23 protein-coding genes are annotated in these 26091 nt (G+C 74.3%); 14 read left to right on the top strand and 9 right to left on the bottom strand.

Annotated elements, in window-relative coordinates; all coding sequences use genetic code 11:
- Positions 1-251: 251 nt before the first annotated feature.
- The 4 genes from ACFYMP_RS30345 to ACFYMP_RS30330 are packed head-to-tail and all read left to right on the top strand — an operon-like array spanning position 252 to position 2221.
- Positions 252-668, top strand: coding sequence for a sortase-dependent protein (locus ACFYMP_RS30345; protein ID WP_388863556.1), 417 nt, complete (start codon positions 252-254; stop codon positions 666-668).
- Positions 665-1297 carry a class F sortase gene (locus ACFYMP_RS30340; RefSeq protein ID WP_388863554.1) on the top strand — a complete coding sequence of 211 codons (633 nt, stop codon included), beginning with the start codon at positions 665-667 and terminating at the stop codon, positions 1295-1297. The genes ACFYMP_RS30345 and ACFYMP_RS30340 overlap by 4 nt, the downstream gene beginning before the upstream one ends.
- Complete coding sequence (locus ACFYMP_RS30335; RefSeq protein ID WP_388863552.1) at positions 1294-1779, top strand: RNA polymerase sigma factor; 486 nt, start codon at positions 1294-1296, stop codon at positions 1777-1779. The genes ACFYMP_RS30340 and ACFYMP_RS30335 overlap by 4 nt, the downstream gene beginning before the upstream one ends.
- The gene (locus ACFYMP_RS30330; protein WP_388863550.1) at positions 1763-2221 is read left to right on the top strand and encodes a hypothetical protein; all 459 of its coding nucleotides are present in this window, start codon (positions 1763-1765) and stop codon (positions 2219-2221) included. The genes ACFYMP_RS30335 and ACFYMP_RS30330 overlap by 17 nt, the downstream gene beginning before the upstream one ends.
- Before the next feature lie 147 nt (positions 2222-2368).
- Here ACFYMP_RS30330 and ACFYMP_RS30325 read toward each other — a convergent pair whose 3' ends face one another.
- Positions 2369-3487, bottom strand: coding sequence for an FAD-dependent oxidoreductase (locus tag ACFYMP_RS30325; RefSeq protein ID WP_388863548.1), 1119 nt, complete (start codon positions 3485-3487; stop codon positions 2369-2371).
- A 171-nt stretch (positions 3488-3658) separates the two neighbouring features.
- Here ACFYMP_RS30325 and ACFYMP_RS30320 point away from each other — a divergent pair, with 171 nt between their 5' ends.
- From ACFYMP_RS30320 to ACFYMP_RS30305, 4 genes are all read left to right on the top strand, one after another.
- Positions 3659-4351, top strand: a complete 693-nt coding sequence (locus ACFYMP_RS30320; protein WP_388863546.1) for a TetR/AcrR family transcriptional regulator — start codon at positions 3659-3661, stop codon at positions 4349-4351.
- 234 nt (positions 4352-4585) lie between these two features.
- On the top strand, positions 4586-5125 hold the full coding sequence (locus ACFYMP_RS30315) for a MarR family winged helix-turn-helix transcriptional regulator (protein ID WP_388863544.1): 540 nt from the start codon (positions 4586-4588) through the stop codon (positions 5123-5125).
- A gap of 382 nt (positions 5126-5507) precedes the next feature.
- Positions 5508-6170, top strand: a complete 663-nt coding sequence (locus tag ACFYMP_RS30310; protein WP_388863542.1) for an LUD domain-containing protein — start codon at positions 5508-5510, stop codon at positions 6168-6170.
- A 20-nt stretch (positions 6171-6190) separates the two neighbouring features.
- Positions 6191-7117: an alcohol dehydrogenase catalytic domain-containing protein gene (locus tag ACFYMP_RS30305; protein WP_388863540.1), complete on the top strand. Its 927-nt coding sequence runs from the start codon at positions 6191-6193 to the stop codon at positions 7115-7117.
- A gap of 151 nt (positions 7118-7268) precedes the next feature.
- Here the strand turns inward: ACFYMP_RS30305 and ACFYMP_RS30300 are convergent, their stop codons facing one another.
- From ACFYMP_RS30300 to ACFYMP_RS30270, 7 genes are all read right to left on the bottom strand, one after another.
- A complete protein-coding gene (locus ACFYMP_RS30300; protein WP_388863538.1) occupies positions 7269-9857 on the bottom strand; it encodes an ABC transporter permease in 2589 nt (862 codons plus the stop codon).
- Positions 9858-9912: 55 nt separating this feature from the next.
- Positions 9913-10701 (bottom strand): ABC transporter ATP-binding protein, encoded by a 789-nt coding sequence (locus tag ACFYMP_RS30295; RefSeq protein ID WP_388863536.1) that lies wholly within the window; start codon positions 10699-10701, stop codon positions 9913-9915.
- A 411-nt stretch (positions 10702-11112) separates the two neighbouring features.
- The gene (locus ACFYMP_RS30290) at positions 11113-11817 is read right to left on the bottom strand and encodes a HutD family protein (RefSeq protein ID WP_388863534.1); all 705 of its coding nucleotides are present in this window, start codon (positions 11815-11817) and stop codon (positions 11113-11115) included.
- Between the two features lie 105 nt (positions 11818-11922).
- Positions 11923-13590 carry a GAF domain-containing SpoIIE family protein phosphatase gene (locus tag ACFYMP_RS30285; RefSeq protein WP_388863566.1) on the bottom strand — a complete coding sequence of 556 codons (1668 nt, stop codon included), beginning with the start codon at positions 13588-13590 and terminating at the stop codon, positions 11923-11925.
- Between the two features lie 404 nt (positions 13591-13994).
- Complete coding sequence (locus ACFYMP_RS30280) at positions 13995-14603, bottom strand: DUF4232 domain-containing protein (RefSeq protein ID WP_388863532.1); 609 nt, start codon at positions 14601-14603, stop codon at positions 13995-13997.
- Between the two features lie 235 nt (positions 14604-14838).
- Complete coding sequence (locus ACFYMP_RS30275) at positions 14839-16476, bottom strand: amidohydrolase family protein (protein ID WP_388863530.1); 1638 nt, start codon at positions 16474-16476, stop codon at positions 14839-14841.
- A gap of 88 nt (positions 16477-16564) precedes the next feature.
- Positions 16565-17875, bottom strand: coding sequence for an amino acid deaminase (locus tag ACFYMP_RS30270; RefSeq protein WP_388863528.1), 1311 nt, complete (start codon positions 17873-17875; stop codon positions 16565-16567).
- A 312-nt stretch (positions 17876-18187) separates the two neighbouring features.
- On the opposite strand from ACFYMP_RS30270, the gene ACFYMP_RS30265 reads away from it, so the two are divergent.
- The 6 genes from ACFYMP_RS30265 (at position 18188) to ACFYMP_RS30240 (ending at position 23999) form a co-directional block, all read left to right on the top strand.
- Complete coding sequence (locus ACFYMP_RS30265) at positions 18188-19351, top strand: sugar kinase (protein WP_388863527.1); 1164 nt, start codon at positions 18188-18190, stop codon at positions 19349-19351.
- Positions 19348-20190 (top strand): IclR family transcriptional regulator, encoded by an 843-nt coding sequence (locus ACFYMP_RS30260; RefSeq protein WP_388863524.1) that lies wholly within the window; start codon positions 19348-19350, stop codon positions 20188-20190. Before ACFYMP_RS30265 ends, ACFYMP_RS30260 begins: the two co-directional genes overlap by 4 nt.
- A gap of 5 nt (positions 20191-20195) precedes the next feature.
- Entirely contained in the window at positions 20196-20612 is a 417-nt protein-coding gene (locus tag ACFYMP_RS30255) for a RidA family protein (protein ID WP_388863522.1), read from the top strand.
- A gap of 130 nt (positions 20613-20742) precedes the next feature.
- Complete coding sequence (locus ACFYMP_RS30250; protein ID WP_388863520.1) at positions 20743-21462, top strand: hypothetical protein; 720 nt, start codon at positions 20743-20745, stop codon at positions 21460-21462.
- A gap of 132 nt (positions 21463-21594) precedes the next feature.
- Positions 21595-22425, top strand: coding sequence for a DUF4097 domain-containing protein (locus ACFYMP_RS30245; RefSeq protein WP_388863518.1), 831 nt, complete (start codon positions 21595-21597; stop codon positions 22423-22425).
- 122 nt (positions 22426-22547) lie between these two features.
- Positions 22548-23999, top strand: a complete 1452-nt coding sequence (locus ACFYMP_RS30240) for an Nramp family divalent metal transporter (RefSeq protein WP_388863516.1) — start codon at positions 22548-22550, stop codon at positions 23997-23999.
- A 118-nt stretch (positions 24000-24117) separates the two neighbouring features.
- Here the strand turns inward: ACFYMP_RS30240 and ACFYMP_RS30235 are convergent, their stop codons facing one another.
- Complete coding sequence (locus tag ACFYMP_RS30235) at positions 24118-25854, bottom strand: chitinase (protein WP_388863514.1); 1737 nt, start codon at positions 25852-25854, stop codon at positions 24118-24120.
- Positions 25855-26091 lie beyond the last annotated feature (237 nt).

Genomic DNA, 26091 nt, shown 5'->3' with positions numbered 1-26091 from the left:
CGGCGGTCCGGTCGGTCCCCTCGGCGGTCCCTCCGACGGCCCGGTCGCCCTGGCAAGGGACATGTGATGCCGCGTGTGACGCCATGGCGCCGGCCCCGCGCGAGTTTGCCTTCTCTTTACAACCCGGCCGCACCCGCCTCCGTCTCTGTGATCAGTTCCCCGCCGCCGACGCCCGCCCGGCGTCCACCGGCCGGACGGGGAACGTGGCCCGCCGCATCCGGGGCGGGCCTTCCCAGAGCGAAGGAAGAAACGTGCGTCGTACTGTTCTCGGAGCCGCCGCCCTCGCCTGCGCGGCCGTACTCGCCGCGCCGGCGGCCGCGTTCGCCGACTCCGCGCCGAGCCCGGTGCCCGGCTCCGGCACCCCCCGTCCCGCCGCCCCGGAGGCGAACGACGAGGCCGCCAGCCCCGTGCCCTCGGCGGCCGCGAGCCAGGCGCCCACTTCCGCGCCCTCCCAGGGCAAGGAAGAGGCCGCCTCCCCGGCCCCGGCTCCGGCCAAGAAGGACTCAGGAGCCCAGGTGAGCGTCGTCCCCAAGGGTGCCGCCGCCACCGGCGCGGGGAGCCAGGACGGCCACGGCACCACCGTGGCGGGCGGCGCCGCCGCCGCCGTGGTGCTCGCGGGCGGGGCCGGGTTCGTGATCGTACGGAGGCGCCGGGGCGCCACCGCATGAGGTTGTTCTCCAGGCGCGCCCTCTGCTGCGTGCTCGGGCTCGGCGCGCTGCTCACGGCCTGCGGGCAGTCCACCCCGGCCGCCCCGCACGCCGCCGCCCGGCCGTCCCACACGTCCCAGGCGTCCCACCGGTCCCCCACTCCGCACGCGTCCCACGCGCCGGGGTCACCGAGCGGACGGCACGCGCCCGCGCGGCTGCTGATCCCCGGCGCCGGGGTCGACACCCCGGTGATGTCCCTCGGCCTCGCCGCCGACGGGACCGTCCAGGTGCCGCCGGCCCTCGCGCACGATGTCGCCGGGTGGTACCGGTACGGGCCGACGCCCGGGGAGAAGGGGCCCGCCGTGCTGCTCGGGCACGTGACCACCGGACCGCACCGCGACGGCGTGTTCCGGCGGCTCGGGACCTTGCGACGCGGGGCGCGGATCGTGGTGCGCCTGGAGAACGGCTCCTCCGCCCAATTCGTCGTGGACCGGCTCCGAACCGTGGACAAGGACGAGTTCCCCACCGAAGAGGTGTACGGCGACGTGCCCGACGCGCAACTCAGGCTCATCACCTGCGCCGGTGACCGCACGTCCGCCGGGTACGACGCCAACCTCATCGTCTTCGCGCACCTCGCCGGGGCCCCGTGAGGCGCGAGCGGGAGGCCGCCGAGCTGTTCGCCGCGCTCTACCCCCGGCTCGCGGGGTGGGTGCGGCGGCTCGTGGACGACGACGAGACGGCCCACGAGGTCGCCTCCGAGGCGTTCACCCGGCTCTGGGCGCGCTGGACCTCCGTCAACGAGCCGCGCGGCTTCCTCTACGTGACCGCCGCCAACCTCGTACGGGACCACTGGCGCGCCCTGGAGCGGGAACGCGGCGCCGTGCGGCGGGCCACGAACGAGGCGGTCGTGCGCCCACCGGAGCGACAGCCCGATCCCTCCGTGCGGTTGCTCGTCCAGTCGCTGCCCGAGCGACTGCGGGTGCCGATCCTGCTGCACTATTACGCCGACATGCCCGTACGTGAGGTGGCGGCCCGCACCGGGCGCAGGGAGGGCACTGTCAAGGCGGACCTGCACGCGGCCCGCGAACTGCTGCGCGCCCACCTGAGGAGGAGTGTTGACCACGCGGTTTGACGACGAGGGCGACGAGTGGGGGGAGGCCGACGACCCGCTGGTGCGGCTGTTGCGTCCCACCGACGCCGGCCGGCTTCCGCTGCCGCCCGGCCAGTACACCGCCGTGCGCCGCCGGGCCGGGCGGCGCCGGCTCGTCCGTACGGCCGGTGGTGCCGCGCTCGCCACGGCGGCCGCGCTGCTCATCGCGCTGCCCTTCCACGGCGGTACCGGTTCCCCCGCCCCGCAGCCTCAGCGTCCCCTCGCCCCGGCCCCCGCGCACACCCCGCCCCCGTCCGCACCCCCGTCCCCGTCCCCGTCGGTCGCCACGCCCGCCCCGGCCCAGACGTCGCCCGGCCCCTCCGCGGAGCCGTCCCGGGCGAGCCGGTCGCCGGACGGGGAAGCGGCCGGAGTCCCGCAGAGCGCCTCCGGTGTTCCGGCCGACCCGCCCTCCGGGACCCCGTGACGAGCCTCCGGCCCCCCGCCCCTCACCGGCCGGGGGGCCGGGACACGGCGGCGGTGGCCGGTTCCGTGCCGTCCCGGGAATCCGTGGCGCACCGAACCGGCCCTGACGCTCTCGCGTGCGCCGCCTGACGCTCTCGCGGCCCGGTGGTCAGGACGGCTGGACCTGATCGAAGACGGCGATCGCTTCGGCGGGGTCCGGGCTCACCAGGCGTTCCAGGCCGGCCGCCGTCATCCGCGCCCACCGGCCGGCCCGTGCCCACATCCGTTCCTCGAAGGCGCGGACGGTCTCGTCCGGATCGCCGGTGCCGGTGGCGAGGGACTCGGCGAGTTCGGCGCCCTCCAGCATCGCGAGGTTCGCGCCCGCCCCCAGCGGGGGCATCAGGTGGGCGGCGTCGCCCAGGAGCGTCACTCCGGGGACGTGGTCCCAGGTGTGGGACACGGGCAGGACGTAGAGGGGGCGGTGGGCGAACGCGGCGCCGTGGCGGAGGAGGTCCAGGACGGGGGCGGCCCAGCCGTCGAACCGGGCCAGCAGGCTCGACCGTACGGCCGCGGTGTCGGCCAGGTCGAGGTGCGTGTGCCAGTCCAGCGGCGCGCGGAACTGGGCGTACACCTTGACGTGGCCGCCGCTGTTGCGCTGGGCGACGAGCGCCCGGTTCACGCCGTACACCGCCAGGGAACCCTCGCCGACCAGCGCGGCGAGGCCGGGGTGACGGGTGTCCACGTCGTCGAGCGAGGTCTCGACCAGCGTGACGCCGGTGTAGTGCGGCGTCACCGGTGTCAGGGCCGGGCGGACGCGGGACCAGGCGCCGTCCGCGCCGACCACGAGGTCGAACGTCTCCTTCCGCCCGTCCGCGAAATGGACCAGTACGCCGTCCCGGGTCCCCGGCACCACCCGCGTCACGCCCCGGCCCCACCCGACGTCGAGCGGGCCGAGCAGCAGATCGCGGAGCTGTCCCCGGTCGATCTCCGGATTGGCCCGGTCCTCCGGCCCGGGGTGCCAGTCGCGCAGGACCGTCCCGTCCGTGGCCAGGATGCGCATGGCCTGTCCCTCGGGGCGCGCCAGCGCCCGGAACGCGGCCAGCAGTCCCGCCTTGTCCAGCGCGAGCTGCCCCAGCCCCTGCTGTAGGTCCAGTGCGCCGCCCGGGGGGCGGGCGTCCGGGGAGGGGTCGCGTTCGAAAACGGTGACCGGGTGGCCGTGGCGGTGCAGGACCCGGGCGAAGGTGAGGCCCGCGGGCCCGCTGCCGACCACGGCGATACGGTGTCTCATGCCGATACACTGTATTTCCGATCGCGACGCAAGGCAACGGTCGTGAAGAGGCGACAATCGGGCCGGGGGAGTACGACGGTCGCGAGGCAGGGCGGGGCAAGGGACGTCGTCAGGCAAGGCAGGCAAGGCAAGGCAGGCAAGGCGGGGGCAGGGGACAAGGACGGTGTGACCATGACTGTGTGGGACCGGGCGGAGCCGCCGGCGCGCCCCGTGCCGCTCGACCGGGGACGGATCGTCGCCGCCGCCGTCGCGCTGGCCGACGAGGGCGGGCTGGAGGCGGTGTCGCTGCGCAAGGTCGCCGCCCGGCTGAACGCCGGCCCGATGCGGCTGTACGGGTACATCGCCACCAAGCAGGAGCTGTTCGACCTCATGGTGGACGAGGTCCAGGCCGAGATCCTCCCCGATAAGCGGCCCGAGGACTGGCGGGAGGCGCTGCGCGGCCTCGCCCACCGCACCAGGCGGGCCGCTCTCCGCCACGAGTGGCTGGCCGACCTGCTCGGCGGCCGCCCGGCCCTCGGCCCGAACGGCCTCGCGGTGACCGAGGCCACGCTGGCCGCTCTCGACGGCCTCGCGGACATCGACACCGTCATGCGCGCCGTGGAGACGGTCAGCGCCTACTCCACCGGCGCGATCAGGCGCGAGATCGCCAACCTGCGGGCCGAGCGCGCCACGGGCCTGTCCGAGGAGGACTGGCAGCGCGCCTCCGGCCCGCACGTGATGAACATGCTGGCCACGGGCCGCTTCCCGACGCTGTCCAAGGTCGTGCACGACGCCGCCGACGTGGACGCCGGGACGGCCTTCGCGACCGGCCTGGACTGGGTCCTCGACGCCGTGGCGGCCAGACTCCCCCCGCCGACCACGTAACGCCCGGGGCGGCGGGGCCGGAGGCGGCGGCCGCGCGACGGGGGACGATCCTGGGGGCATTCCCCCGCAGACTCACCGCGCTCCACAGCTCGGGGCCCGTGCGCCTGCCGCACGGCCCAGGTCACCCCGCATGTTCCGCTATTAGGTAGCTGGTGAGATAATAACCGGCGTGGGCAGGCGTCCCGGTTCCGGATCGGGCAGCCGGACGGACGTGTGAGGCGAGAGGAGTCCGCCATGGCGGGGAGTGCGCGGGCGAAGGCCGCCCCGGCCGGCCAGGACGAGGCGGCGAGCTGCCCGTCCGAGGAGCAGGTCGAGCTGCTGCGGCAGTGGGACGGAGTGCAGTCGGGCCTGCGCCGCTTGAACGAACAGGTCCTGGAGGACGTCCACCGCGCCACCGGGCTCGCCCCCTCGTCCTTCCAGGTGCTGTGGTTCCTGCTGAACGCGCCGGAGAAGTCCGCCCCGATGGGCCAGTTGTCGCGCACCCTCGGCTTCACGACGGCCGGGACCACCAAGGTGGCCGACCGGCTGAGCGAGGCCGGGCTGATGGAGCGGCGGCCGCACGCGGTGGACCGCCGCGTGACCCTGGCCTGCCTCACCGGGCGGGGCCGGGCGACGGCGACCAAGGCCGCCCTGACGCTCGCCGACGCCCTTCAGGAGCGCGTCGCCGGACCGCTCGGTCCGGGCGGCCTGGGGGTGCTCGCCGAGCACGTCACGCGCGTCGACCCCGAGGCCCCGGAGCCCCGGCCCTGCGCGGAGCGCGAGCGGCCGGCCTGACGTGACCGGGCGCGGCCGGTGACGCGACCGGCCGCACCGGGTCGGCGTGACGGGCCGTACCGGGTCCGGCGTGACCGGTCGCACCGGGTCCGGCGTGACCGGTCGGCGGCCCCGGACCGCGCCCCCTCTAGACCCAAGGCCCTCAAGCCCTCACCCCCCCTAACCCCTCAAGCCCCCTGTTCCCAGGCCCGTCGCTCCCGGTGGAGTGGCGGGCCTCGCTCGTACGCCCGGTCGTGTCGGCGGAGGCGCCGGCGGGCCGGGCCGGGCTCGCTTGCGGCAGGTGAATAACTGGATAGTATGTAGCTAGTTACTGAATGACTGGCTAGGGATCACCCGTCTCCCCTGCCCCGCGTACGAGAAGCCCGAGAGGTTCTGTTTCCCCATGAGTGACCAGCGGCAGACCGCCCAGACCGTCCCCGACGTCCTCCCCGTCGACGAGTCCTTCGCCCGCCCCGCCCCGGAGGCCGACGTCCAGGCCGCGGCCGAGGCGCTGCGCGCGAACGGCTTCACCGTGTCGGTCGTCGACACCCTGGCCGAGGCCCGCGCCACCGTCGGTGCCCTGCTCCCCACCGACCGCTCCGTGTTCACCGCCACGAGCGAGACGCTGCGCGAGAGCGGTATCGCGGCGGACATCGACGAGTCCGGGCGGTTCAAGAGCGTGCGGGCCGAGCAGAGCGACTGGGACCTGGCGCAGCGCGCCGACGAGGTGCGGGTGACCCGCTCGGCGCCGGACGTGGTCGTGGGCAGCGTGCACGCGGTCACCCAGGACGGCAAGCTCGTGATCGCCTCCGCCTCGGGCTCCCAGCTCGCCCCGTACGCCTCGGGGGCCGGCCGGGCCGTCTTCGTCGTCGGCGCGCAGAAGGTCGTACCGGACCTGCCGACCGCGCTGCGCCGCATCGAGACGTACTCCTACCCCAAGGAGGACGTCCGCGCCCAGGCCGCCTACGGGGCCCGCAGCGTCGTCTCGAAGATCCTCGTCTACGGCCGCGAGGTCTTCCCCGGACGCGCCGACGTGGTCCTGGTCCGCCAGGCCGTGGGCTTCTGAGCGCCGTGGTGCGCGCCGTCGTGGCCACCGCCTGGGGCGGGGCCGAGGTCATCGGGCTCACCGATGTGCCCGCCGTACCGCCCGGACCGGGCGAGGTCGTCGTCGCCGTACGGGCCACGGCCGTCAGCCCCTTCGACGTGAAACGGGCCCAGGGGCTGCTGGGCCGCGACCCCGGCGCGCTCCCCCTGCGGCTCGGCAACGAGATGGCGGGCGTCGTCACCGCCGTGGGCCCCGGTCCCGTGAGCTTCGAGGGGGAGCGGCTCGCGGTGGGCGACGAGGTGCTCGGGCACTGGCTGCCCGGTGCGCAGGCCGAGCAACTGACCGTACCTGCGCGGGTGTTGCTCCGGAAGCCGCCGCGGCTCGGCTTCCCCGAGGCGGCCGCGCTGCTCGGCAGCGGCACGACCGCCACGCACGCGCTGGAGGCCGTCGGCGCCGGGGAGGGCGATGTCGTCCTGCTGCACGGTGCGGGTGGGGCCGTCGGCGGTATGGTCGCCCAACTCGCCCTCCTGTGCGGCGCGCAGGTGATCGGCACGGCCTCCGCCGCGCGCCACGCGCGCCTGCGGGCCTCCGGGGTGACGCCGGTCGCCTACGGGGAGGGCCTTGAGGAGCGGGTCCGCGCGCTGGCGCCCGGCGGGGTCACCGCCGCGGTCGACACGGCCGGCACCGACGAGGCCCTGTCCGTCTCGCTGGCGCTCGTGCCGGAGCCGGGGCGGGTCGTCACGATGGTCAACTACGCGGCGGCACAGGCCGCCGGGGCCCGGACGATCGGTCCGGGCGGGGAGACCGAGCGTGTCCGCCCGGCCGCCCGGCCCGGTCTCGTACGACAAGCCGCGGCAGGGGAGTTGACGGTGGAGATCGAGGCGGCCTTCCCGCTGGAGGAGGCGCGGTCGGCGTACGCCCTCCAGGCCGGGGGCCACGCCGGGGGACGGATCGTCCTCCTGCCGTAAGGGGAGACCGTCCTCCCGGGTGTCCTCCCGCGCCCCCGTGACCCGCCCGCCGGTTCCTCCGGACGCGGTACCGTCCCGGGCCGTCCGGAAGATCCGGCGTGCTGAGGACCCGTGGCCGCCTCGGCGTACCGGGGTACGGACTCCCGCCGTGCTACTGCGCGGTGATCGACCCCAGTACGTCGAGACGGGCCGCCCGGCGGGCCGGCCAGATCGCCGCCAGGACGCCGATGGCGAGGCCGAGCAGCAGGAACACGCCGAGCCTGGCCCAGGGCAGGACCGTCTCGTACGCCGGAAGAGAGGAGCCGGTGAGGCTGCCGCCCGTCCAGGCCAGGAAGACGCCGGTGCCGATCCCCAGGACCGCGCCGAACAGGGAAATGACCACCGACTCCAGGCGCACCATGCTCCTGACGCCCCCGCCGTCGAGGCCGATCGCGCGCAGCAGACCGATCTCCCGGGTGCGCTCGACGACCGACATGGCGAGGGTGTTGACGACGCCGAGCACCCCGATGACGACGGCCATGCCGAGCAGGCCGTACATCATGTTGAGCATCGAGTCGATCGCGCCGGACTCGGCCTTCGTCAACTGCTCCTGGTTCTGCACCCGCACCAGCGGGCTGTCGCCGAGGGCCTGGCGAATGTCCCGGTCGAGGGCGCCGGTGCTCGCGCCGGGGGCGGCCTTGACCAGGATGCTGTCGAGCGTCCCGCCGTCGGCGTGCGGCAGGACGTCGTCCAGGGTGCCGAGGGTGTCGCCCACCACGCGGGTCTTCTCGTAGACGCCGGCGACCGTCAGCCGCCGCTTCCCGCCGGTGCCGGTCTCGCTGCCGTACCCCGGAGAGCCTTCGAAGGTGTCTCCCGTCGACAGGCCGGTCCGTTCCGCCAGTTCGTCGGAGAGCGCGACCCTGCCCGGCCCGAGGGCGGCGAGTGAGCCGCTGGTGAACGTGAGGTCGGTGACCTCGCCGAGCCGGTCCGGGTCCGCGCCCGTGAGCACGGTGAACTCGCCGCGGACGTCCAGTGAGGAGGAGGCGAGGGGAGCGGTGTGCGCGACCCCGGCGACCGCCGCGACCTTCGCGTCGAGCGCGGGCTCGATGCCCTGGTGACCGGAGTCGGACACCTTGTAGTCGGCGGTCAGGCCGCTTGTCGCCGCCTCCTTCAGGGCCTCGTCCGTGGAGACGCCCGCCACGCTCAGTCCGGTGATCAGGGTGAGCCCGATCATCAGGGCCGACGCGGTGGCGGCGGTACGGCGCGGATTGCGCAGCGCGTTCTCCTTCGCCAGCTTCCCCGTGATGCCGAAGACCCGGGTGGTGACCGCCCCGGCGACCGAGACGAGCGGCCGGGACAGCAGCGGCGCGAGCACGATCAGGCCCGTCAGGGTGAGCGCCGAGCCCAGCATGGCGATCAGGAGGCCGGTGTCTTTGTCGCCCTCGCGGGTGGTGAGGTACAGCATGGTGAGCACCCCCGCGCCGGTGAGCACGGCGCCGCACGTGTCGCGCAGCACCCGGGCACGCTGCCGCGGCGCCTGGTCGACCGTCCGCAGCGCCTCGACCGGCGCGATCCCCGCCGCCCTGCGGGCGGGCAGCCACGCGGCGAGCACGGTGACACCGACACCGGTCACCAGCGACCACAGGACCGTGTCGGGGGAGACCACCAGCGGGCCGCCCGGCAGGCCCGCGCCGCCCGCGTTGAGCAGCGGCCGCAGGGCGGTCGCGATGCCGAGCCCGAGCGCGAGCCCGGCCGCCGAGGCGCCGAGCCCCAGCAGCCCGGCCTCGACGAGGACCGCGCGCACCACCTGGCGGCGCGAGGCGCCCACGGCGCGCAGCAAGGCCGTCTCCCGGCCGCGCTGGGCGATCAGCATGGTGAAGGTGTTGGCGATGATGAAGACACCGACGAACAGGGCGATCCCCGCGAAGACCAGGAGCATCTGGGTGAGCGCACCGGTGTTCTCGGCGATCCGCTTCGCCTGCTCCTCCGCGAGCCGGGTCCCGCCGGTGACCTCGACGCCCTTGCCGGGCAGCACCCGCCGTACCCGTTCGGTGAGTCGCCGCTCGTCGGTGCCGGGCGCCGAGCCGACGGCCAGCTCGTCGAACCGTCCGTCGCGCAGGAAGAGCCGCTGCGCGGTCCGGGTGTCGAAGAGCGCGAGGGTGCCGCCCGCCGTCACGCGCGGGTCGTCGGTGTCGACCGTACCGACCAGCTTCTTGGTGAGCGCCGGGCCGTCGGTGGCGAGACGGACGGTGTCCCCGAGGGAGTACCCGGCCCTCTCGGCGGTGCGGCGGTCCAGGGCCAGTTCGCCGTCCGAGACGGGACCGCGTCCGGCGCTGAGCGGGTAACGGCCGTCCCGGCCTCCCTTGTCGGGGTCGGGCGCGTAGTTGGTCGCGAGGTTCTGCCAGGTGTTGTCGGCGTTCAGCGGCCGCCCGTCCTTCGCGGCGAGGGTCGCGGTGCCGTTGACGACGGCGCGCACGGACGCGACCCCCGGCAACGCACGTACCTTGTCGGCCAGTTCGCCGGTCAGTGCCGTGGTCCGGCCCTCGCCGGGCCCGGCGTCGCCCTCCGTGTGCGACTCGGCCTGTACGGAGACGGCGACACCCTCCAGGTTCCTGGCGGAGGCGCCGCGCAGGGCCTGGACGACGGTGTCGCCGAAGACGAGGGTGCCGGAGACGAAGGCGACGCCGAGCATGACCGCGAGGGCCGTCATGATCAACCGGGCTTTGTGCGCGAAGACGTTGCGCAGGGCTGTACGCAGCAAGGTGTTCCCACTCCAGGGGTACGTGACGGGGGTCCGGGCCGAAGACGGTGGCGGGTCAGCCCGCGGTGACCGGGGAGCCGGTGCCCAGCAGCCTCATCCGGTGCAGGACGGTGTCGGCGGTCGGCGCGTGCAGTTCGTCGGTGACCCGGCCGTCGGTGAGGAAGACCACCCGGTCGGCATAGGCGGCGGCCACCGGGTCATGGGTGACCATGACGACGGTCTGGCCCAGCTCCCGCACGGAGTACCGCAAGAAGCCCAGGACCTCGGCGCCCGAGCGGGAGTCCAGGTTGCCGGTGGGCTCGTCCGCGAAGACGATCTCCGGCCGGGTCACGAGGGCGCGGGCCACGGCGACCCGCTGCTGCTGGCCGCCCGACAACTGGGCGGGGCGGTGGCCGAGCCGTCCGGAGAGGCCGACCGTCGTCACGACGGTGTCCAGCCACTCCCGGTCGGGCCTGCGGCCCGCGATGGCCAGCGGCAGCGTGATGTTCTCCAGCGCCGTCAGCGTGGGCAGCAGGTTGAACGCCTGGAAGACGAAACCGACGCTGTCCCGGCGCAGCCGGGTGAGCCGCCGGTCGCTCAGACCGGACAGCTCCGTGTCACCGATCCGCGCGGAACCGGCGGACACCGAGTCGAGCCCCGCCATGCAGTGCATCAGCGTCGACTTGCCCGAACCCGAGGGCCCCATGATGGCGGTGAACCGGCCGCGCCCGAACTCCACGGAGACGGAGTCCAGGGCCACGACCCGGGTCTCCCCCTCGCCGTAGACCTTGCTCAGCCCCGTGGCGCGGGCGGCCGCCGGGGGAGCGGGGGCGGGGACGGGGGCGGCGGCTGCCTGCGTCGACATGACGGCTCCAGGGGTGGGGACGGGAACGCGGACGGGAGCGCTCCTCTTCCCTCTCATCCTCGGCACGCCGGACGCCCCGGCGGTCGGCCTCAGGGCGTGAATACGCGCCCCTCCCAGGTCTGGCCCGCGCGGCGCGCGTAGTCCTCAGGACGGAGGCCGGTCTCTGCCTTGGGGCCGACTGCCGCGCCTTGGCGGGGTGTGCCTGCCGCGCCTTGGAGGGGGAGGGGGTGCCTTCGGCTGTCGTGCCCTCGACCGTGACGCCCTCGCCAGTCGTGCCCCGACAGCCGTGTCCTTCGACTGGCCTCCCCTTCGCCAGTCGTGTCCTTGTCGGTCGTGCCGCGCGACCGCCGGTCGCCGCTCCACCCGGGGCGGGGCTGCGACCGCCGGTCGCCGCTCCACCCGGGGCGGGGTTCAGCGCCTCGCGACGACGCGGATCACGGCCGCCGTGCCCTCGCCCCGCAGGAACACGGAACCGGGCCCCGCGTGGCCCACGCGTACGCAGTCGAGCCGGCCGAGCGTGGTCGCGTCCTCGCCCGTGTCCCTGTCGCCGTCCCCGCGCTTGTCCGCCGCGCCGAGGACGAGGCCCTCCGTGGTGGCCATGACGAGCAGGACCTCGTCCTCGGCGCGGGTCAGCTCCGTACCGTCGCCGTCGCCGTCGCCGTCGCCGTCGGTGACGCGGACCACGCGTACGTCCGCCGAGGCCCGGTCCCTGCGCGTCATCACGTTCATGTCGCGGACCGGCCCGGCCTCCAGGCGGCAGTCCGTGACCGCGTCGCCCGGGAAGGCGAAGGGGCTCAGCGGCCCGACCGGCCGGGATGTGCCGTCCACGGTCAGCACCATGCCCGAACCCTCGACCAGGGTGATCACCCGGTCGACCCCGGGGAACGCCGAGAAGGGGCCGCCCGCGTCCACGTCCGCGACACTCACCCGCCAGTCGAACCCGTCGGCGGGCGGGACGGGGGCCGAGGGCGCCGGGGCGGACCCCGCCCGCACGGAACCGGACGCCACCTCCCGTGTCGTGCCGCCGCCGTTCTTCCACGGCATGACGCGGTAGTCACTCCAGCGCAGAACCTCGCCCTCACCCATGCGCCCGCCGCCTCCCTCTTCCTTGATCATCGAGTCCGGGAGCCAGCCTAGGCGGGCGGGCGCCGGGGGCGCACACGCGGGAGACGCGCCGGTGGCCCGCCCGCCGCACCTTCCCCGGCGAGGGCCGCCGGCCCCTCAGGGGCCGCCGGTCACCCGCAGCGCCAGGACCGCCACGTCGTCGCGCTGCGCGGAGTTCTTCACGCCGTACGACAGCGCGTCGAGCAGGCCCGGCAGGGGACGGTCGCCGCATTCGGACAGGGTGGCCATCGTCCGCCCGATACCCACGTCGAGGTCGCTGTCGCGCCGCTCCACCAGGCCGTCCGTGTACAGCACCAGGACGCTGCCCGCGGGCAGTTCGCACGCGTGCTCGTGGCGCTCCAGGCCCGTCGCGGAGTCCAGGAGGAGCAGGTCGTGCTCCTCCAGCGCCGAGACCCGGCCGTCGGGCAGGCGCAGCAGCGGCGGCGGGTGACCCGCGTTCGACCACGTCAGCCGCCAGCGGTGCTCGTGGGCGTCCAGCCGCGCGTGCACCACCGTGCCGCCCGGACCCAGGGGGAGGACGGCGAAGGCCGGGTCCACCGCCGTCAGCGCGGCGGCCGGGGAGTGCGTGGGATGGCCGAGCGTGGCCTGCCGCAGCATGCTGCGGACCTGCCCCATCACGGCCGCCGCCCGCATGTCGTGCCCGATGACGTCGCCGACGGACACCATGAGCGCCGCGTCCCGCCCGTCCGCGCCGTGCGGCACGAGATAGGCGTCGTACCAGTCGCCGCCCACCATGTCCTGGTCGGCGGCCGGCAGGTACAGCGCGGCCATCTCCAGGCCCGGTACGACGGGCAGTTCGGTGAGCATCGCGGCCTGGAGCCGTTCCGCGGCGCTGAGCCGGTTCTCCACGAACAGCGTGCGCTCCACCGCCTGGCTCACGTACCCGGCGACCGCGGTGAGTACCGCCTTCTCGGTCAGCCCGAGGGTGTGCGGGCCGCTCCAGGACCATGTCAGGACCCCGCGGTCGCGGGCCAGCGGGACGCACAGCGCGGAGGACAGGCCCAGCTCCTCGTACCCGGCCACGGCCTGCGGGCTGTACCCGGCGGTCAGCGCCGCGTGGTCGGGGACGAATACGGTGCGCTGCTCGCGCATCGCCTGAGCGCTCGGGAAACCCTCGTTCAGCGCCATGCCGCCGATCGCGCTCTCGACCGGTCGCGTACGGTCCGGGTCGACCACACGCCGCAGCCCCGGCCCGTCGGCGAGCAGCAGGCCCACGTACGAGGGTTTGGCGGGGCCCTCGAACAGGTCGCGCAGCCGGCGCACCACGTCGGTGAGGTCGTGCGCGCGGGCCAGTTCGACCGAGGCGCGCAGCAGCAGATCGGCCTGGTCGCGGTCGCGGCGCAACTGCTCCTTCGCGATCCGCAGGCGCAGCTCCACCGAACAGGCCGCCGCCAGGTCCGCCAGGTCGTGCAGCTCGTCCTCGCTCCATTCGCGGGGGCGGTAGTCGATCGCGCACAGCGAGCCCAGGACGTGTCCGTCGGCGTCCGTCAGCGGCATCCCCGCGTACGCGAGTACCCCCAGCTCCGGGATCGCCATGCTCTCGCAGCTGCGCGGGTCCTTGCGGGTGTCGTTGAGGACGAGCGGTTCCCCGCTCGCGACGACGTGCTGGCAGAAGGACAGGTTCAGCGCCGTCTCCCGGCGGCGCGCCCACGGCTCCTTCAGGCCGAACATGCCGGGGAAGACCTGCCGGTCCGCCTCCAGGAGGGACACCAGCGAGACCGGGGTCCGCAGGAACCGGGCCACCAGCCTCGCGAACCGGTCCATACCCGCGTCCGCCGCCGCGGTCAGGCCCGCCCGCCGCAGCGCGTCCTGCCTGCCGAGTTCGGCCGCCCGGTCGCTCTGCCTCCGCGGGGTGTCCCGGGCTTCCCGCTCTTCCCGGCCGCCCCGGTCCTCCCGGTCGCCTTGGTCTCCCCGGTCTCCCCGGTCTCCCGTCAAAGGTCCCTCCGGCGGTCGTCTGGCGGAGTCACGAAGTGTGCGATTGTCGCGATTATCAAGATATCGGACATGGCGTGTCGTGTCGTGGGCGGCGAGCGGGCCCGTCGTCCCCTCGGCGCGCGCTGATCGCCGGCCGGGGGGGGGCAGGGGTGGCGCGAAGACGAGGGAGGCGGCGCGCCGTCGTCGGCGCGCCGCCTCCCTCGCGGCTCGAACGGGCCCGGGGCCCGCCCGGGTCAGCTCACGACCTTCAGGCTGTACGCCATCGAGGTCACGTTCAGCCGGCCGCTGTCGACCCAGGTGTCGAGCTTGACGCTCTTGTGGGTCTTCGAGGCCGGCGGGGTCACCACGAGGTAGCGGGCGTGGGTGGCGTCGCTCGTGCCGGTGTTCGCGTGGGTCCAGGCGATGACCGCCTCGGCGCTCTGGCCCGCCTTCAGGGTCAGCGTCTTCTTGCCCGGGTCCTTCGCGTAGTACGTGCTGCCCCACGTGGTCTTCGAGGTCAGCGCGTGGTGCGAGGCGTTCTCCAGGCCGAGGCCCGGGTAGCCGCGCAGCAGGCAGGTGTGCTTCGTGGTGTTCTTCAGCTTCAGCACGGTGCCCTCGTGCATCATGCCGCCGCCCAGGCTCTTGCCGAGCGAGGCGGACAGCCCGGAGGTCGCGCAGGTCGGCGTGGCGCTCGTACCGCTGGACGCGGCCTGTGCCACGGTCACCGCGCCCGTCGTGGCGAACAGGGCCGCCGCGGCGGCGACCGGGAAGGCCAGCCTGCGCACCCGCCGGCCGCGCGGAGCCGGCGTCCCCGTGCCGTACGCCTCGGTGGTGCCGGTGGTGTGGAGCTGCTGCTTCGCCATGTCCGTCATCCTCTCTCCGCCGCGACCGGTCACGTCGCGGGTCCCGCTGTTCATGCTGACAACTGGTGCGATGAGCGGACGGACGGGAAAGTTCACGGATTCCGGGAAGTTTTTTCCGCCCTTCCGGGGCCGGTGGCACCTTCCGCAGGTCAGCGGGCCCGTACGGGTCGTGCCGACGCGGTCCGTCCAACGGTCCGGCCCGCTCGGTCCGCCGCAGCGGGCGCCGCCCGCCCGCTCAGGCCGCGATCCGGGTCCCCGGCCCCCGTACCGACCGTCCGGCCAGGACGTCGGTGCGCCTGCCGTCCTCCATCACGAACCTGCCGTCGATCAGGACGTGCGGGATGCCCGTGGGCGGGGTGCGCGGCGCCGCGAAGGTCGAGCCGGCCGCGACCGTGTCCGGGTCGAACAGGACGAGGTCGGCGCGGTATCCCTCGCGGACCAGCCCGCGGTCCGGCAGCCGCAGCCGGGCCGCCGGACGCGAGGTGAGGTGCGCGACGCAGTCCTCCAGCGTCAGCACCCCCAGTTCCCGCACGTACTTCCCGAGGTACTGGGGGAAGGTGCCGTAGGCGCGCGGATGCGGTTTGAGGCCCTGGAGGATGCCGTCGCTGCCGCCGGTGTGCACCCGGTGGCGCATGATCTCGCGGACGTTGTCCTCGTGGCCCACGTGCTGGAGGATCGTGGAGCCGAGCCGGTCCTCCAGCAGCAGCCGCCGCGCCAGCGTCCACGGTGCCTCGCCGCGCAGCCGGGCGCTCTCGGCGACCGTCCGCCCCACGCACGCGGTGAACGCCGGGTTCGCGACGCCCGAGATCTCGATGGTGTCCCACTCGATCGGCACACCGTGGCAGCCGTCCGCGCCGATCTCCTCCATGTGGTGCCGGACACGGGCGGCCGTCTCCGGGTCGCGCAGCCGGGCGAGCGTCGCCTCCGGCCCGCCCTCGCTCGCCCAGGACGGGAGCATCGCGGCGAGCGTCGTCGAACCCGGGGTGTACGGATAGGTGTCCATCGTGATGTCCGCGCCGTCCGCGAGCGCCGCGTCCAGCAGCGTCAGCAGATCAGGCGCCTTGCCCTTGTTGACGCCGAAGTTCATCGTGGCGTGCGCGAGGTGCAGGGCGCAGCCCGCCTCCCGGGTCAGCGCCACCATCTCCTCGTACGCCTCCAGGGCGCCCGCCCCGTACGAGCGGTGGTGCGGGCAGTAGTAGCCGCCGAAGGCGGCCACCACCCGGCACAGCTCGGTGAGTTCGGAGTCCTTCGCGTACATGCCGGGCGTGTAGGTGAGCCCCGAGGACATGCCGACGGCGCCCTCCGCCATGCCCTGCGCGACCAACTGCCGCATCCGCGCCAGCTCTTCGGGGGTGGGCGGGCGGTCCTCCCAGCCCATCGCGTACATCCGGACGGTGCCCTGCGGGATCAGATAGGCCGCGTTCAGCGCGATGCCCTGACGGTCCAGCCGGTCCAGGTAGCCGCCGACCGTACGCCAGTCGAAGTCCAGCGAGTCGTCCTCGGGGGCGCCGCCGTTCCAGCCCGTGATGGCCCGGCGCACCTCCAGCTGCGTACGGTCGTCGACCGGGGCGTACGACAGGCCGTCCTGGCCCAGCACTTCGAGCGTCACCCCCTGCGCGGCCTTCGCGAGGTGCTCCGGATCGCGCAGCAGCGCGAGGTCACTGTGCGCGTGCATGTCGATGAAACCGGGGGACAGGGCGAGTCCCGCCGCGTCCACCACCCGCGCGGCGCCCGGCCGTCGCTCCCCCTCGCGGGCGATCGTCGTGATCCGGCCCGCCCGGACGGCGACGTCCGCGCGGTACGAGGGGCCCCCGGAGCCGTCGACCACCCGGGCGTCCCGGAGAACCAGATCGTTGCCATCGCTGCTGGACATGGTGCTCGGCTTCTCCGTCTGCTCGGTCTGCTCGGTCTGCTCGACTGCTGTGGGTGCGGGGGCTGTTCGGCCCGCAGGGGGGCCCGGGTCAGAAGAAGGTGCGGATGTAGTCCGTCACCGTGCCGTCGGCCTCGACCAGCGGGATCAGCTGCCACTTGTCGAAGGAGGTGCACGGGTGCGACAGGCCCATGCCCAGCCAGTCGCCGACCTCCAGCGCGGTCCCCGGCGCGGTGCGCACCCAGCCGTGCTGGTCGGACAGGCCCGAGACCTCGACGCCCCCGGCCGCCCGCACCTCGCCCGTCCGCGCGTCCCGCACGACCTGCGCGCTCGGCAGGTCCAGGTCGTAGGCGGCGTCCCGCTTACCGGCGTTGACGAAGGCCTGCGCCCGCGTGGGGCGCGACACGACCTGCGCCCACAGCCGGAAACCGGCGTGCAGCGCGCCCTCCTCGGGCACCCGGTTGAACGGCGTGAGGTGCTTGTAGTGCCCGTCGTCGTGCGAGACGTACGCGCCCGAGCGCAGGATCTTCCGTACCGGCGCCGACAGTTCGGGAATCCCCGCGAAGACCTCGGCGACCGCGTCGAACCACGCGCTGCCCCCCGCGCTCACCACGATCTCCTCCAGCCCCGCGAACCGGCCCGCCGCGTCGAAGTCCGCGAGCAGCGCCGTGAGCCCGCGCAGCCAGGCCGTCACCCGCTCCGGATCGGCCTCCGGCACCTCGCCCTCGTAGCCCGCGACCCCGACCAGCCGCAGCGTCCGCGTCGCCGCGACGGCCTCCGCGACCCGCGCGCACTCCTCCTCGGTGCGCGCCCCGGTACGCGCCTGCTCACCCGCGGCCAGCTCCACGACCACGTCCAGCGGGCGCGCGACGCCGCCCGCCGAGGCCCCGGCCGCCGCGCGCAGGGCCGCGTCCATCAGCTCGACGCCGCGCACCGAGTCGACGTAACAGACGAAGGTGAACTCCGGGTCGGCGGCCAGCTCCCCGGCGATCCAGCGCAGCGCCGCCGCGTCCACCAGCTCGTTCGCGAGGAAGATCCGCGGTACGCCGAAGGCCCGCGCGACCCGCACCTGATGCGGCACGGCCAGCGTGATGCCCCACGCGCCGCGTTCCAGCTGGCGCGCGAACAACTGCGGGGCCATCGAGGTCTTCCCGTGCGGGGCGAAGTCGAGACCGTGCCGCTCGGAGTACGTCTCCATGAGCGCGAGGTTGTGCTCCAGGGCCGGGGCCGACAGCGCGAGCACGGGCGTCGTGAACCCGCCCGTGAACAGGTTGCGGCGCTGACCCGCCAGCTCGGCCACGGTCAGGCCCTCGGCGTCCGGCGGCAGCCCCTTGAAACGGCTGTCCACGCGCTCGGTGGCCAGCCGGTCGTAAGCGGCGGGGCGGGTGTGGCCGGCGGTCATCGAGACTCCCAGGGCAGGTCGCGGGTAGGGGACACGGCAGGTGCGGAGCGCGGCGCCCGCACCCGTGCCCCGCACCCGGTGTGCGGCGCGCCGTGTTGCGCAGGACGCAACGCTCATTGCATATGTCGCTCCCAGGTGTCTAACATCCGGGACAAGGCGGGGTCAATGACGCCCCCGCCCGCAGCGGACCGGGACCTGTGCGCCTCCGGACGCGCGAGCCGGCCGAGTACGGCGAGCGCGGCGGGCGCGGCAGTGACCGGGACCCCCGTCTGGCACACCGAGACCCCCATCAGGCACGAGGAAAGGCCGACCGTGAGCGTGACCGAGAACGCAGCCGCCCCGGGCCGTCCCGGTGACGGCCCCGGCAGCGACGTCGTGTGCCTGGGCGAGTCCATGGTCACCTTCGTGCCCTCCACCCCCGGCCGGCTCGCCGACGTCCCCTCCTTCGCGCGCGGCATCGGCGGCGCCGAGTCCAACGTGGCCTGCGCCCTGGCCGCCGCCGGGCACACGGCCCGCTGGGTCAGCCGGGTCGGCGCCGACGGCTTCGGCGAGCATCTGGTCGAGGCGATAGCCGCGTACGGCGTGGACACCTCCGCCGTACGCCGGGACGCCGACCGCCCCACCGGCATCTACTTCCGCACCGCCGCCGACCGGGACGCCGACGCCTCCTTCGAGGTGGTCTACTACCGGGCCGGTTCGGCCGCCTCCGCGATGACCGCGCACAACGTGCCGCTCGACGTGCTGCGCGACACCCGGGTCCTGCACGTCTCGGGGATCACCGCCGCGCTGTCCCCCGACTGCCTCGGCCTCATGCGCGAACTCACCGACCGGCGCCCCGGCCGCCCCCTCGTGTCCTTCGACGTGAACTACCGCGCCGGGCTGTGGAGCGACCAGCGCGCCGCCGGGGAGGTACTGCTCGGCCTCGCGCGCGGCGCCGACCTCGTGTTCGTCGGCGAGGACGAGGCGGAGAGCGCGTGGGGCGTCACCGGCGGCCCCGAGGCGGTGCGCGCCGCGCTCCCCGAACCCGCGACCCTCGTCGTCAAACAGGGCGCCGCCGGGGCCACCGTCTTCACGACGGAGGGCGCCGCCGGGGCCGGGGAAGGCGACGAGGGGGGAGCGGCCGCGAGCGGCGCGCCCCTCGTGCTGCACGTGCCCGCGCCGCGCGTCGACGTCGTCGCGCCCGTCGGCGCCGGGGACGCCTTCGCGGCCGGCTACCTCTCCGGCACCCTGCGCGGACTGCCGCTCGCCGAACGCGTACGGCACGGACACCTCATGGCCGCCGCCGTCCTCACCGTCCCCGCCGACCTGTGCCGTCCGCCCGTGCGCGAGCACGCCGACCGGCTCGTCGCCCTCGACGCCGGGGACTGGGCCGCGCTGCGGCTCGGGCCCGGCTGGACCCCCGTACCCGCGCAGCGCACCGGCGCGGACACGGCGGTGGCCCCGGCCGTCGACGGGACGGAGGCGGGCGCCCCGTGAGCCAGACCGTCGACCGCGCGCTGAGCATCCTGCCGCTGCTCGCCGAGGGCCCCGCCGACCTCGGCGGCGTCGCGGACCGCCTCGACGTGCACAAGTCCACCGCGCTGCGGCTGCTGCGCACCCTGGGCGAACACGGCCTCGTCTACCGGCAGGGCGACGGGCGCTACCGGCTCGGCGCCCGGCTGTTCGCGCTCGCCCAGGAGGCCGTCGAACACCTCGACGTCCGCGAGATCGCCCACCCCCACCTCGTACGGCTCGGCGAGACGTGCGGGCACACCGTGCACCTCGCCGTGTACGAGGAGGGCGAGGTCCTCTACATCGACAAGGTCGACAGCCGCTACCCCGTACGGATGTACTCGCGGGTCGGCAAGACCGTGCCGATGTCGGTGGCCGCCGTCGCGAAACTGCTGCTCGCCGACCTCCCGGAGAGCGAGCGCCGGTCCGTCGTCGAACGCCTCGACTACCCCCTGTACACGCCCCGTTCGACCCCGCACGCCGCCGCCTACCTCAAGGAGCTGGCGACCGTGCGCGAACAGGGCTGGGCCACCGACCTCGGTGGCCACGAGGAGTCCATCAACTGCGTCGCGGCGCCCGTGCGGGGCGCCGACGGACGGGTCGTCGCCGCCATGTCGGTGTCCGCCCCGAACGTCGTCGTGACCACCGAGGAACTCCTCGCGCTGCTCCCCCTCGTCCGCCGTACGGCCGACACGGTGAGCCGCGAGTACGCGGGCACCCCGGGCCCGGCCGAGGCCCCGGCCGCCCACCGTCCCATCACCCAGAACACCCAGAACACCCAGAACACCCTGAACACCCAGCACACCCAGATCAAGGAAGCCTGACGCATATGTCCACGACCGCGAAGACCGCTCTCACCCCCTCCACGCACACCACCCCGCCCGCGAAGTTCTCGCACGGGGTGAGGAAGGGGAACATCCTCCAGGTCGCCGGCCAGGTCGGCTTCCTGCCCGCCGTCGAGGGCCAGGCGCCCACCCCGGCCGGCCCTACCCTGCGCGAGCAGACCCTCCAGACCTTCGCCAACGTCAAGGCGATCCTCGAAGAGGGCGGCGCGAGCTGGGACGACGTGGTCATGATGCGCGTCTACCTGACCGACACCGGCCACTTCGCCGAGCTGAACGAGATCTACAACCAGTACTTCGAGGAGCAGGGCCTCAAGGAGGCCGCCGCCGCGCGCACCACGGTGTACGTCGGGCTGCCCAAGGGCCTGCTCATCGAGATCGACGCGCTCGCCGTCCTCGGCTGAGCCCACCCGCGTCCCGCACGTCGCACGGCCCGGCCCCCGCCCACGGGGCCGGGCCGTGTGACGTGCGGGAACTGTGTGCGTGACACACCCGAACCTGCGTTCCACAGAGACGTCCGCCATACTGCGCCCCGTGGAGCAGAAGCAGACAGCACCGAACCTTCCGCCCATCGGCGCCGCCGCCGATCCGGCGTTCATCCCCGGCCTGACGCTGCCCGGACCAGGCGAGGGAGGTGACAGTGCCCCACGGACGGAGCCGGAGTCCGGCTCGGAGGCCGAGCCCGCGACGGCGACGGAGCCGGAGACGGGGAAGCCGGCCGGCGCGGCCGGACGGGAGCCGGAGCCGGAGCCGGCCCCCGGCGAGGCTTCCCAAGACCCCGAGGACCCCGAGGCCCCCGAGGACGCCCCGCCCGCCAAGGCTTCCGGGGGCTCCGAAAGGACCAAGGGCCCCGAGGGTTCCGAGGCGTCGGAGAACTCCCCGGCCGGGCCGGACGACCCGGGCGCGCCGGACGCGCCGGACGCGCCGGACGACCCGGCGTCCGAGGCCACCGAGACCGCCGACAGGGCTGCCGCCGACGCCGAGTTCACCGCCTCCGACCGGCGCGGCACGATCGCCGTCGACCGGGACGGCGTCCGCTTCACCCTCGACGACCAGGCCGCCGAGTGGCGCTGGGACGAGATCGGCGCGGTCGAGTACGGCACCTCCCGCTGGGGCAAGCGGCTCACCGTCACCGTGCACACCCCCGAGAAGCGCTGGTACCCCACCGACGTCCAGGCTCCCGACAAGGCCACGCTGGAACGCTGGACCCAGGAGCTGGACGCGGCGCTCGACGCGTGGTTCGAGGAGGAGTAGCCCCGGCACCGTCCCGCCCGCCGGCCCGCCGCCCGCCGCGCGGTGAACCCGCCCCCTCCGGGGCACACGCATCCCATGCGGACGACGTCTTCGAGGGACAGGAACAGGACCGGCCGGCCGGATCGCGGACGGGTGCCCCGCCGTTCGCGCCTCGTGGCGGGGGCCGGTTGCGCCCTGCTGCCGCTCCTCGCGCTCACCGCCTGCGGTCACGACGGCGCCGACGACGCCCGCGACGGGAGCTTCGCGGGGCGGCCGGTGTCCGGGACGCGGCACGACGGGCACGACGAACGCGCCGGGCACGAGCGGGACTTCCGGCAGGCCGCACTGCCCTCCGGCGCCCGGCTCGTGATCACCACGCAGGGCGGCGTACGCGTCACCGGGACCAGCGGTGACGTGGTGCGGGTCGAGGACACGACCCTCGCGCACTGGGACGGAGAGGGCGGCACCCGCACCCTCGACCTGCCCTGCGACGAGGGCGACGAACGGGCCCGGGACAACTGCGGCTCCATGCCGCTCGTCCACGTCCCCGCCGGGACCTCGGTCACCGTACGGGCCCGCAACGCCGGGATCGACGTCAGCGACGTCACCGGCGCGTTGACGCTGAGCACCGTCAACGGGGACGTCACGGTGCAGGACTCGGGCGCGAACCGCGCCGAGCACCACCTCGTGACCCGCAACGGCTCGGTCCGCGCCACCGGCCTCAAGGCCCGTACCGTGGGCGCCGAGACGGTCAACGGCGACGTCGACCTGCTGTGCCTCAACTCGCCCGCCGCCCTCGACGGCGTCACCCGCAACGGCTCCGCCCGCGTCACGCTGCCGGCCGGCGCCCCCGCGTACGCGACCGACGCGACCACGGTCAACGGCCGCTCCACGGTGGATCTCCCGGCCGCCGCGCCCGGCGACGCGGGCCACCGCCTGACCCTCCGCACGGTCAACGGCGACACCGAGGCCCACCGGGGCTGACCCGCCGCGCCGCCCCCCCCCCCCCCCCGGCCCGCGGCGCCGGGGCCGGACACGCCGGGGGCCGCTCCCGGCCGACGGGCGCCCCCTTGTGTCCCCGGCCCCTTTACGCTTTCTTGGTCGCCATGGCCGATACCCCGGGTGCCCCCACCACCTCAGGTCCGCTCGCCGCCACGACCGCCGGCCCGCCGGCCCGCGCCTCCCACTGGAGACACGTCGGGCCCGGCATCGTCGTCGCCGCGACCGGGGTGGGGGCCGGGGACCTCGTCGCGACGCTGCTCGCGGGCAGCAAGTTCGGCTACACCCTGCTGTGGGCCGCCGTCATCGGCTGCGTCGTGAAGATCGCCCTCGCCGAGGCCGTCGGCCGCTGGCATCTGGCCACCGGGCACACCTTGTTCGAGGGCTGGCGCACCCTCGGCCGCTGGACCACTTGGTACTTCGCGGTGTACGTCGTCGTGTGGGGCTTCGTGTACGGGGCGACCGCCATGTCCTCCAGCGCCCTGCCGCTCGCCGCGCTGTGGCCCGAGGGCCCCGGCATCAGGACCTGGGGCGTGATCACCGGCCTGCTCGGCCTGCTCTTCGTCTGGTTCAACCAGTACGCCGTGTTCGAGAAGGTCATGACCGTGCTGATCGGCGTCATGTTCGTGGTCGTCGTCTACGTGGCGGTCCGCGTGGCCCCCGACCTCGGCCACGCCTTCGCGGGACTGCTGCCCGTCCTGCCGGACGGCTCGCTGCTCTACACGCTCGGCATCGTCGGCGGGGTCGGCGGGACGATCACCATGGCGGCGTACGGGTACTGGGTCAACGCCAAGGGCTGGACCGGGGCGGGCTGGATGCGGGTCATGCGGGTCGACAACCGCGTCGCCTACGTCACGACCGGGGTCTTCGTCGTCGCGATGCTGATCGTCGGGGCCGAACTCCTGCACTCCTCCGGCATCGCCCTCGCGACCGGCGACCGGGGGCTCGTGGACCTCGGACAGGTCCTGGAGGACCGCTTCGGCGCGGCGACCGCCCGGCTCTTCCTCGTCGGCTTCTTCGCCACCTCCTTCTCCTCGCTGATCGGGGTCTGGCACGGCGTGAGCCTGATGTTCGCCGACTTCGTGAGGCCCTGGCTGCTCGCCCGGCAGGCACCCGACAGCGAGGAGGCCGCGCGGGCCGGGGGAAAGAGCGGTGGCGTTCCCGGGGAGACCGGTGCCGCTCCCGGGGAGACCGGTGCCGCTCCCGAGGGGGCCGGTGCCGTTCCCGGGGAGGCCGGTGCCGTCGCCGGGGAGACCGGCGTGGCCTTCGCGGCGAGCAGGCCGGAGCGGTCCTGGGCCTTCCGGGGCTACCTGCTGTGGCTCACGCTCCCGCCGGTCAGCCTGCTCTTCCTGGACCAGCCCTTCGGCCTCGTCATCGCCTACGGAGCGCTCGGGGCCTTCTTCATGCCCTTCCTCGCCCTGACCCTGCTGTGGCTGCTCAACTCCCGCGGTACGCCCGAGGAGTGGCGCAACCGGCTGCTCAGCAACACCCTGCTCACCGTCTCGGGACTGCTGTTCGTCGTGCTGTGCGTGCAGCAGGTGCGCGACCTGCCCTGGTGAGACGCGCCCCGGCCGGCGTATCCCGGCCGGCCCCGGACGCACGGCAGCGCCGCCGGGGGAGCGGCGGCGCTGCCGGGTCCTCGACCCGTGGACGGACCCCGGGAGGCCCGGAGGCCCGTTACGGAAGGGTGTGCACGTGCGGGCCGACCGCGTTGGACCACGCGTTGCCCGCCTTGGCGTCCCAGTTGGTCGACCAAGTCATCGCGCCCCGGATGTCGGGGTACGTCTTCGCGGGCTTGAAGCTGCCGCAGCCCGTACCCTTCGCGAGGCAGTCCAGGGCGTTGTTCACGACGGACGGCGCGACGTAGCCGCTGCCCGCGCCGCTCGTCGAGGCCGGGACACCGAGGCCGACCTGTCCGGGCGCGAGCCCGCCCTCCAGCTGGATGCAGGCCAGCGCGGTGAGGAAGTCCACCGTGCCCTGGGAGTAGACCTTGCCGTCACAGCCCAGCATCGAACCGCTGTTGTAGTACTGCATGTTGACGACCGTGAGGATGTCCTTCACGTTGAGCGCCGTCTTGAAGTACTCGTTCGACGTGGACTGCATGTCGATGGTCTGCGGGGCCATCGTCACCACGAGCTTGCTGCCGGCCTTCTGCGACAGGGAACGCAGGGCCTGCGACATGTACGTCGAGTTGAGCCCGTTCTCCAAGTCGATGTCGACCCCGTCGAAGCCGTACTGCTGCATCAGCGCGTACACCGAGTCGGCGAAGGCCGTCGCCGAGGCGGCGCTGTTGACCGCGACCGCGCCCTTCTCCCCGCCGACCGAGATGATCACGGACTTCCCGGCCGCCTGCTTGGCCTTCACGTCGGCCTTGAACTGCGCCTCCGTGTAACCGCCCAGACCCGCCGAGTCGAGGGTGAAGGAGACGGCGCCCGGGGTGCTCGTGGCGTCCGCGAAGGCGACCGCGATGATGTCGTACTGCGCCTGCACGTCGGAGAGCTTCTGCACGGTCGCGCCGTTGTTGAAGTTCTGCCAGTAGCCGGTCAGGGCGTGCTTGGGCACGAGACCGCCGCCCCCGCCCCCGCCCCCGCCCCCACCGCTCGCGGCGGTCCTCGCGGTCACCGCCGCCGACTTCACGGACTCGCCCGCCGCGTTGGTCGCGCTCACCTGGAAGCTGTACGAGGTCGAGGCGGTCAGCCCGGTCACGGTGGCCGAAGTGCCGCTGACCGTCTGCGCCTTGGCGCCGTCACGGTAGACCGTGTAGCCGGTCGCCCCCGACACCGCCTTCCAGTTCAGCGTCACCGAGTTGGCGGTGGTGGCGCCCACGGCCAGGCTGCCGGGCGTGCCCGGCACCACGGGGCCGGGGTCGCTCCCGCCGCCGCCGTCCGGGCCGACCAGGGAGATGTCGTCCGCGAAGTAGGCGCTCTGCCCGTACCAGCCGTGGGTGTACAGCGTCACCGAGGTGGTCGAGGGGCCCGTCGTGAAGCTCGTGCTCAGCTGCTGCCAGCCGCTCGACCCCGGCGACCAGTTCGACACGTCCGTCGTACCGGTGCCGCTCACCCCGAGGTAGGCGTAACCGCCCTGGGTCCAGCCGCTCAGCTTGTACGCCGAACCGGGCTTCACCGCGACGGTCTGCGTGCACTGGGCGTTGTCCTGGCCGGAGGGCGTGGCCTTCAGCGCCCCGGAGCCGCCGTGCGTCGGGGAGGAGACGACGGTGCCGCTGCCGGCGGAACAGGTCCAGTTGCTCAGCCCGGACTCGAATCCGGCGTTTTTGGCCACGTTGACGTCGGCCGCCTGGGCCTGGCCGCCCAGGCCGGTGAGGGCCAGCGCGGTGGCGGCGGCCACGGTCAGGGCGCCGCCCTTCCAGGAGCCGCGTCTGTGCGGCCGGGCGGGGGACTGGGGTGCGCGATCCACTGCTGCCTCCGAGCTTTCGGGGGGTGAAGGAGGTGCTGGAGCGGGTGGCCACCGCTGGCGTACAAGGTGGTCCAGACCAATAGCCTTGTCAAGGGTTCCGTCGCGTCTCCCGGAGACCCGAACCCCGGCCTGAACCAGTGCACTTACCGGCCTTTTCCAGCCAAGATCCGACCAACGTCCGTCCTCACCCTGTGTCGTGGTCAAGGCCCACGAACCCTGCGAAGTGGGGTGTTGAGG

The sequence above is a fragment of the Streptomyces sp. NPDC007088 genome (assembly GCF_042869355.1).
GTDB lineage: Bacteria > Actinomycetota > Actinomycetes > Streptomycetales > Streptomycetaceae > Streptomyces.
The sequence above is the reverse complement of the archived record's forward strand: the minus strand, read 5'-3'. Positions and strand labels throughout refer to the sequence as shown.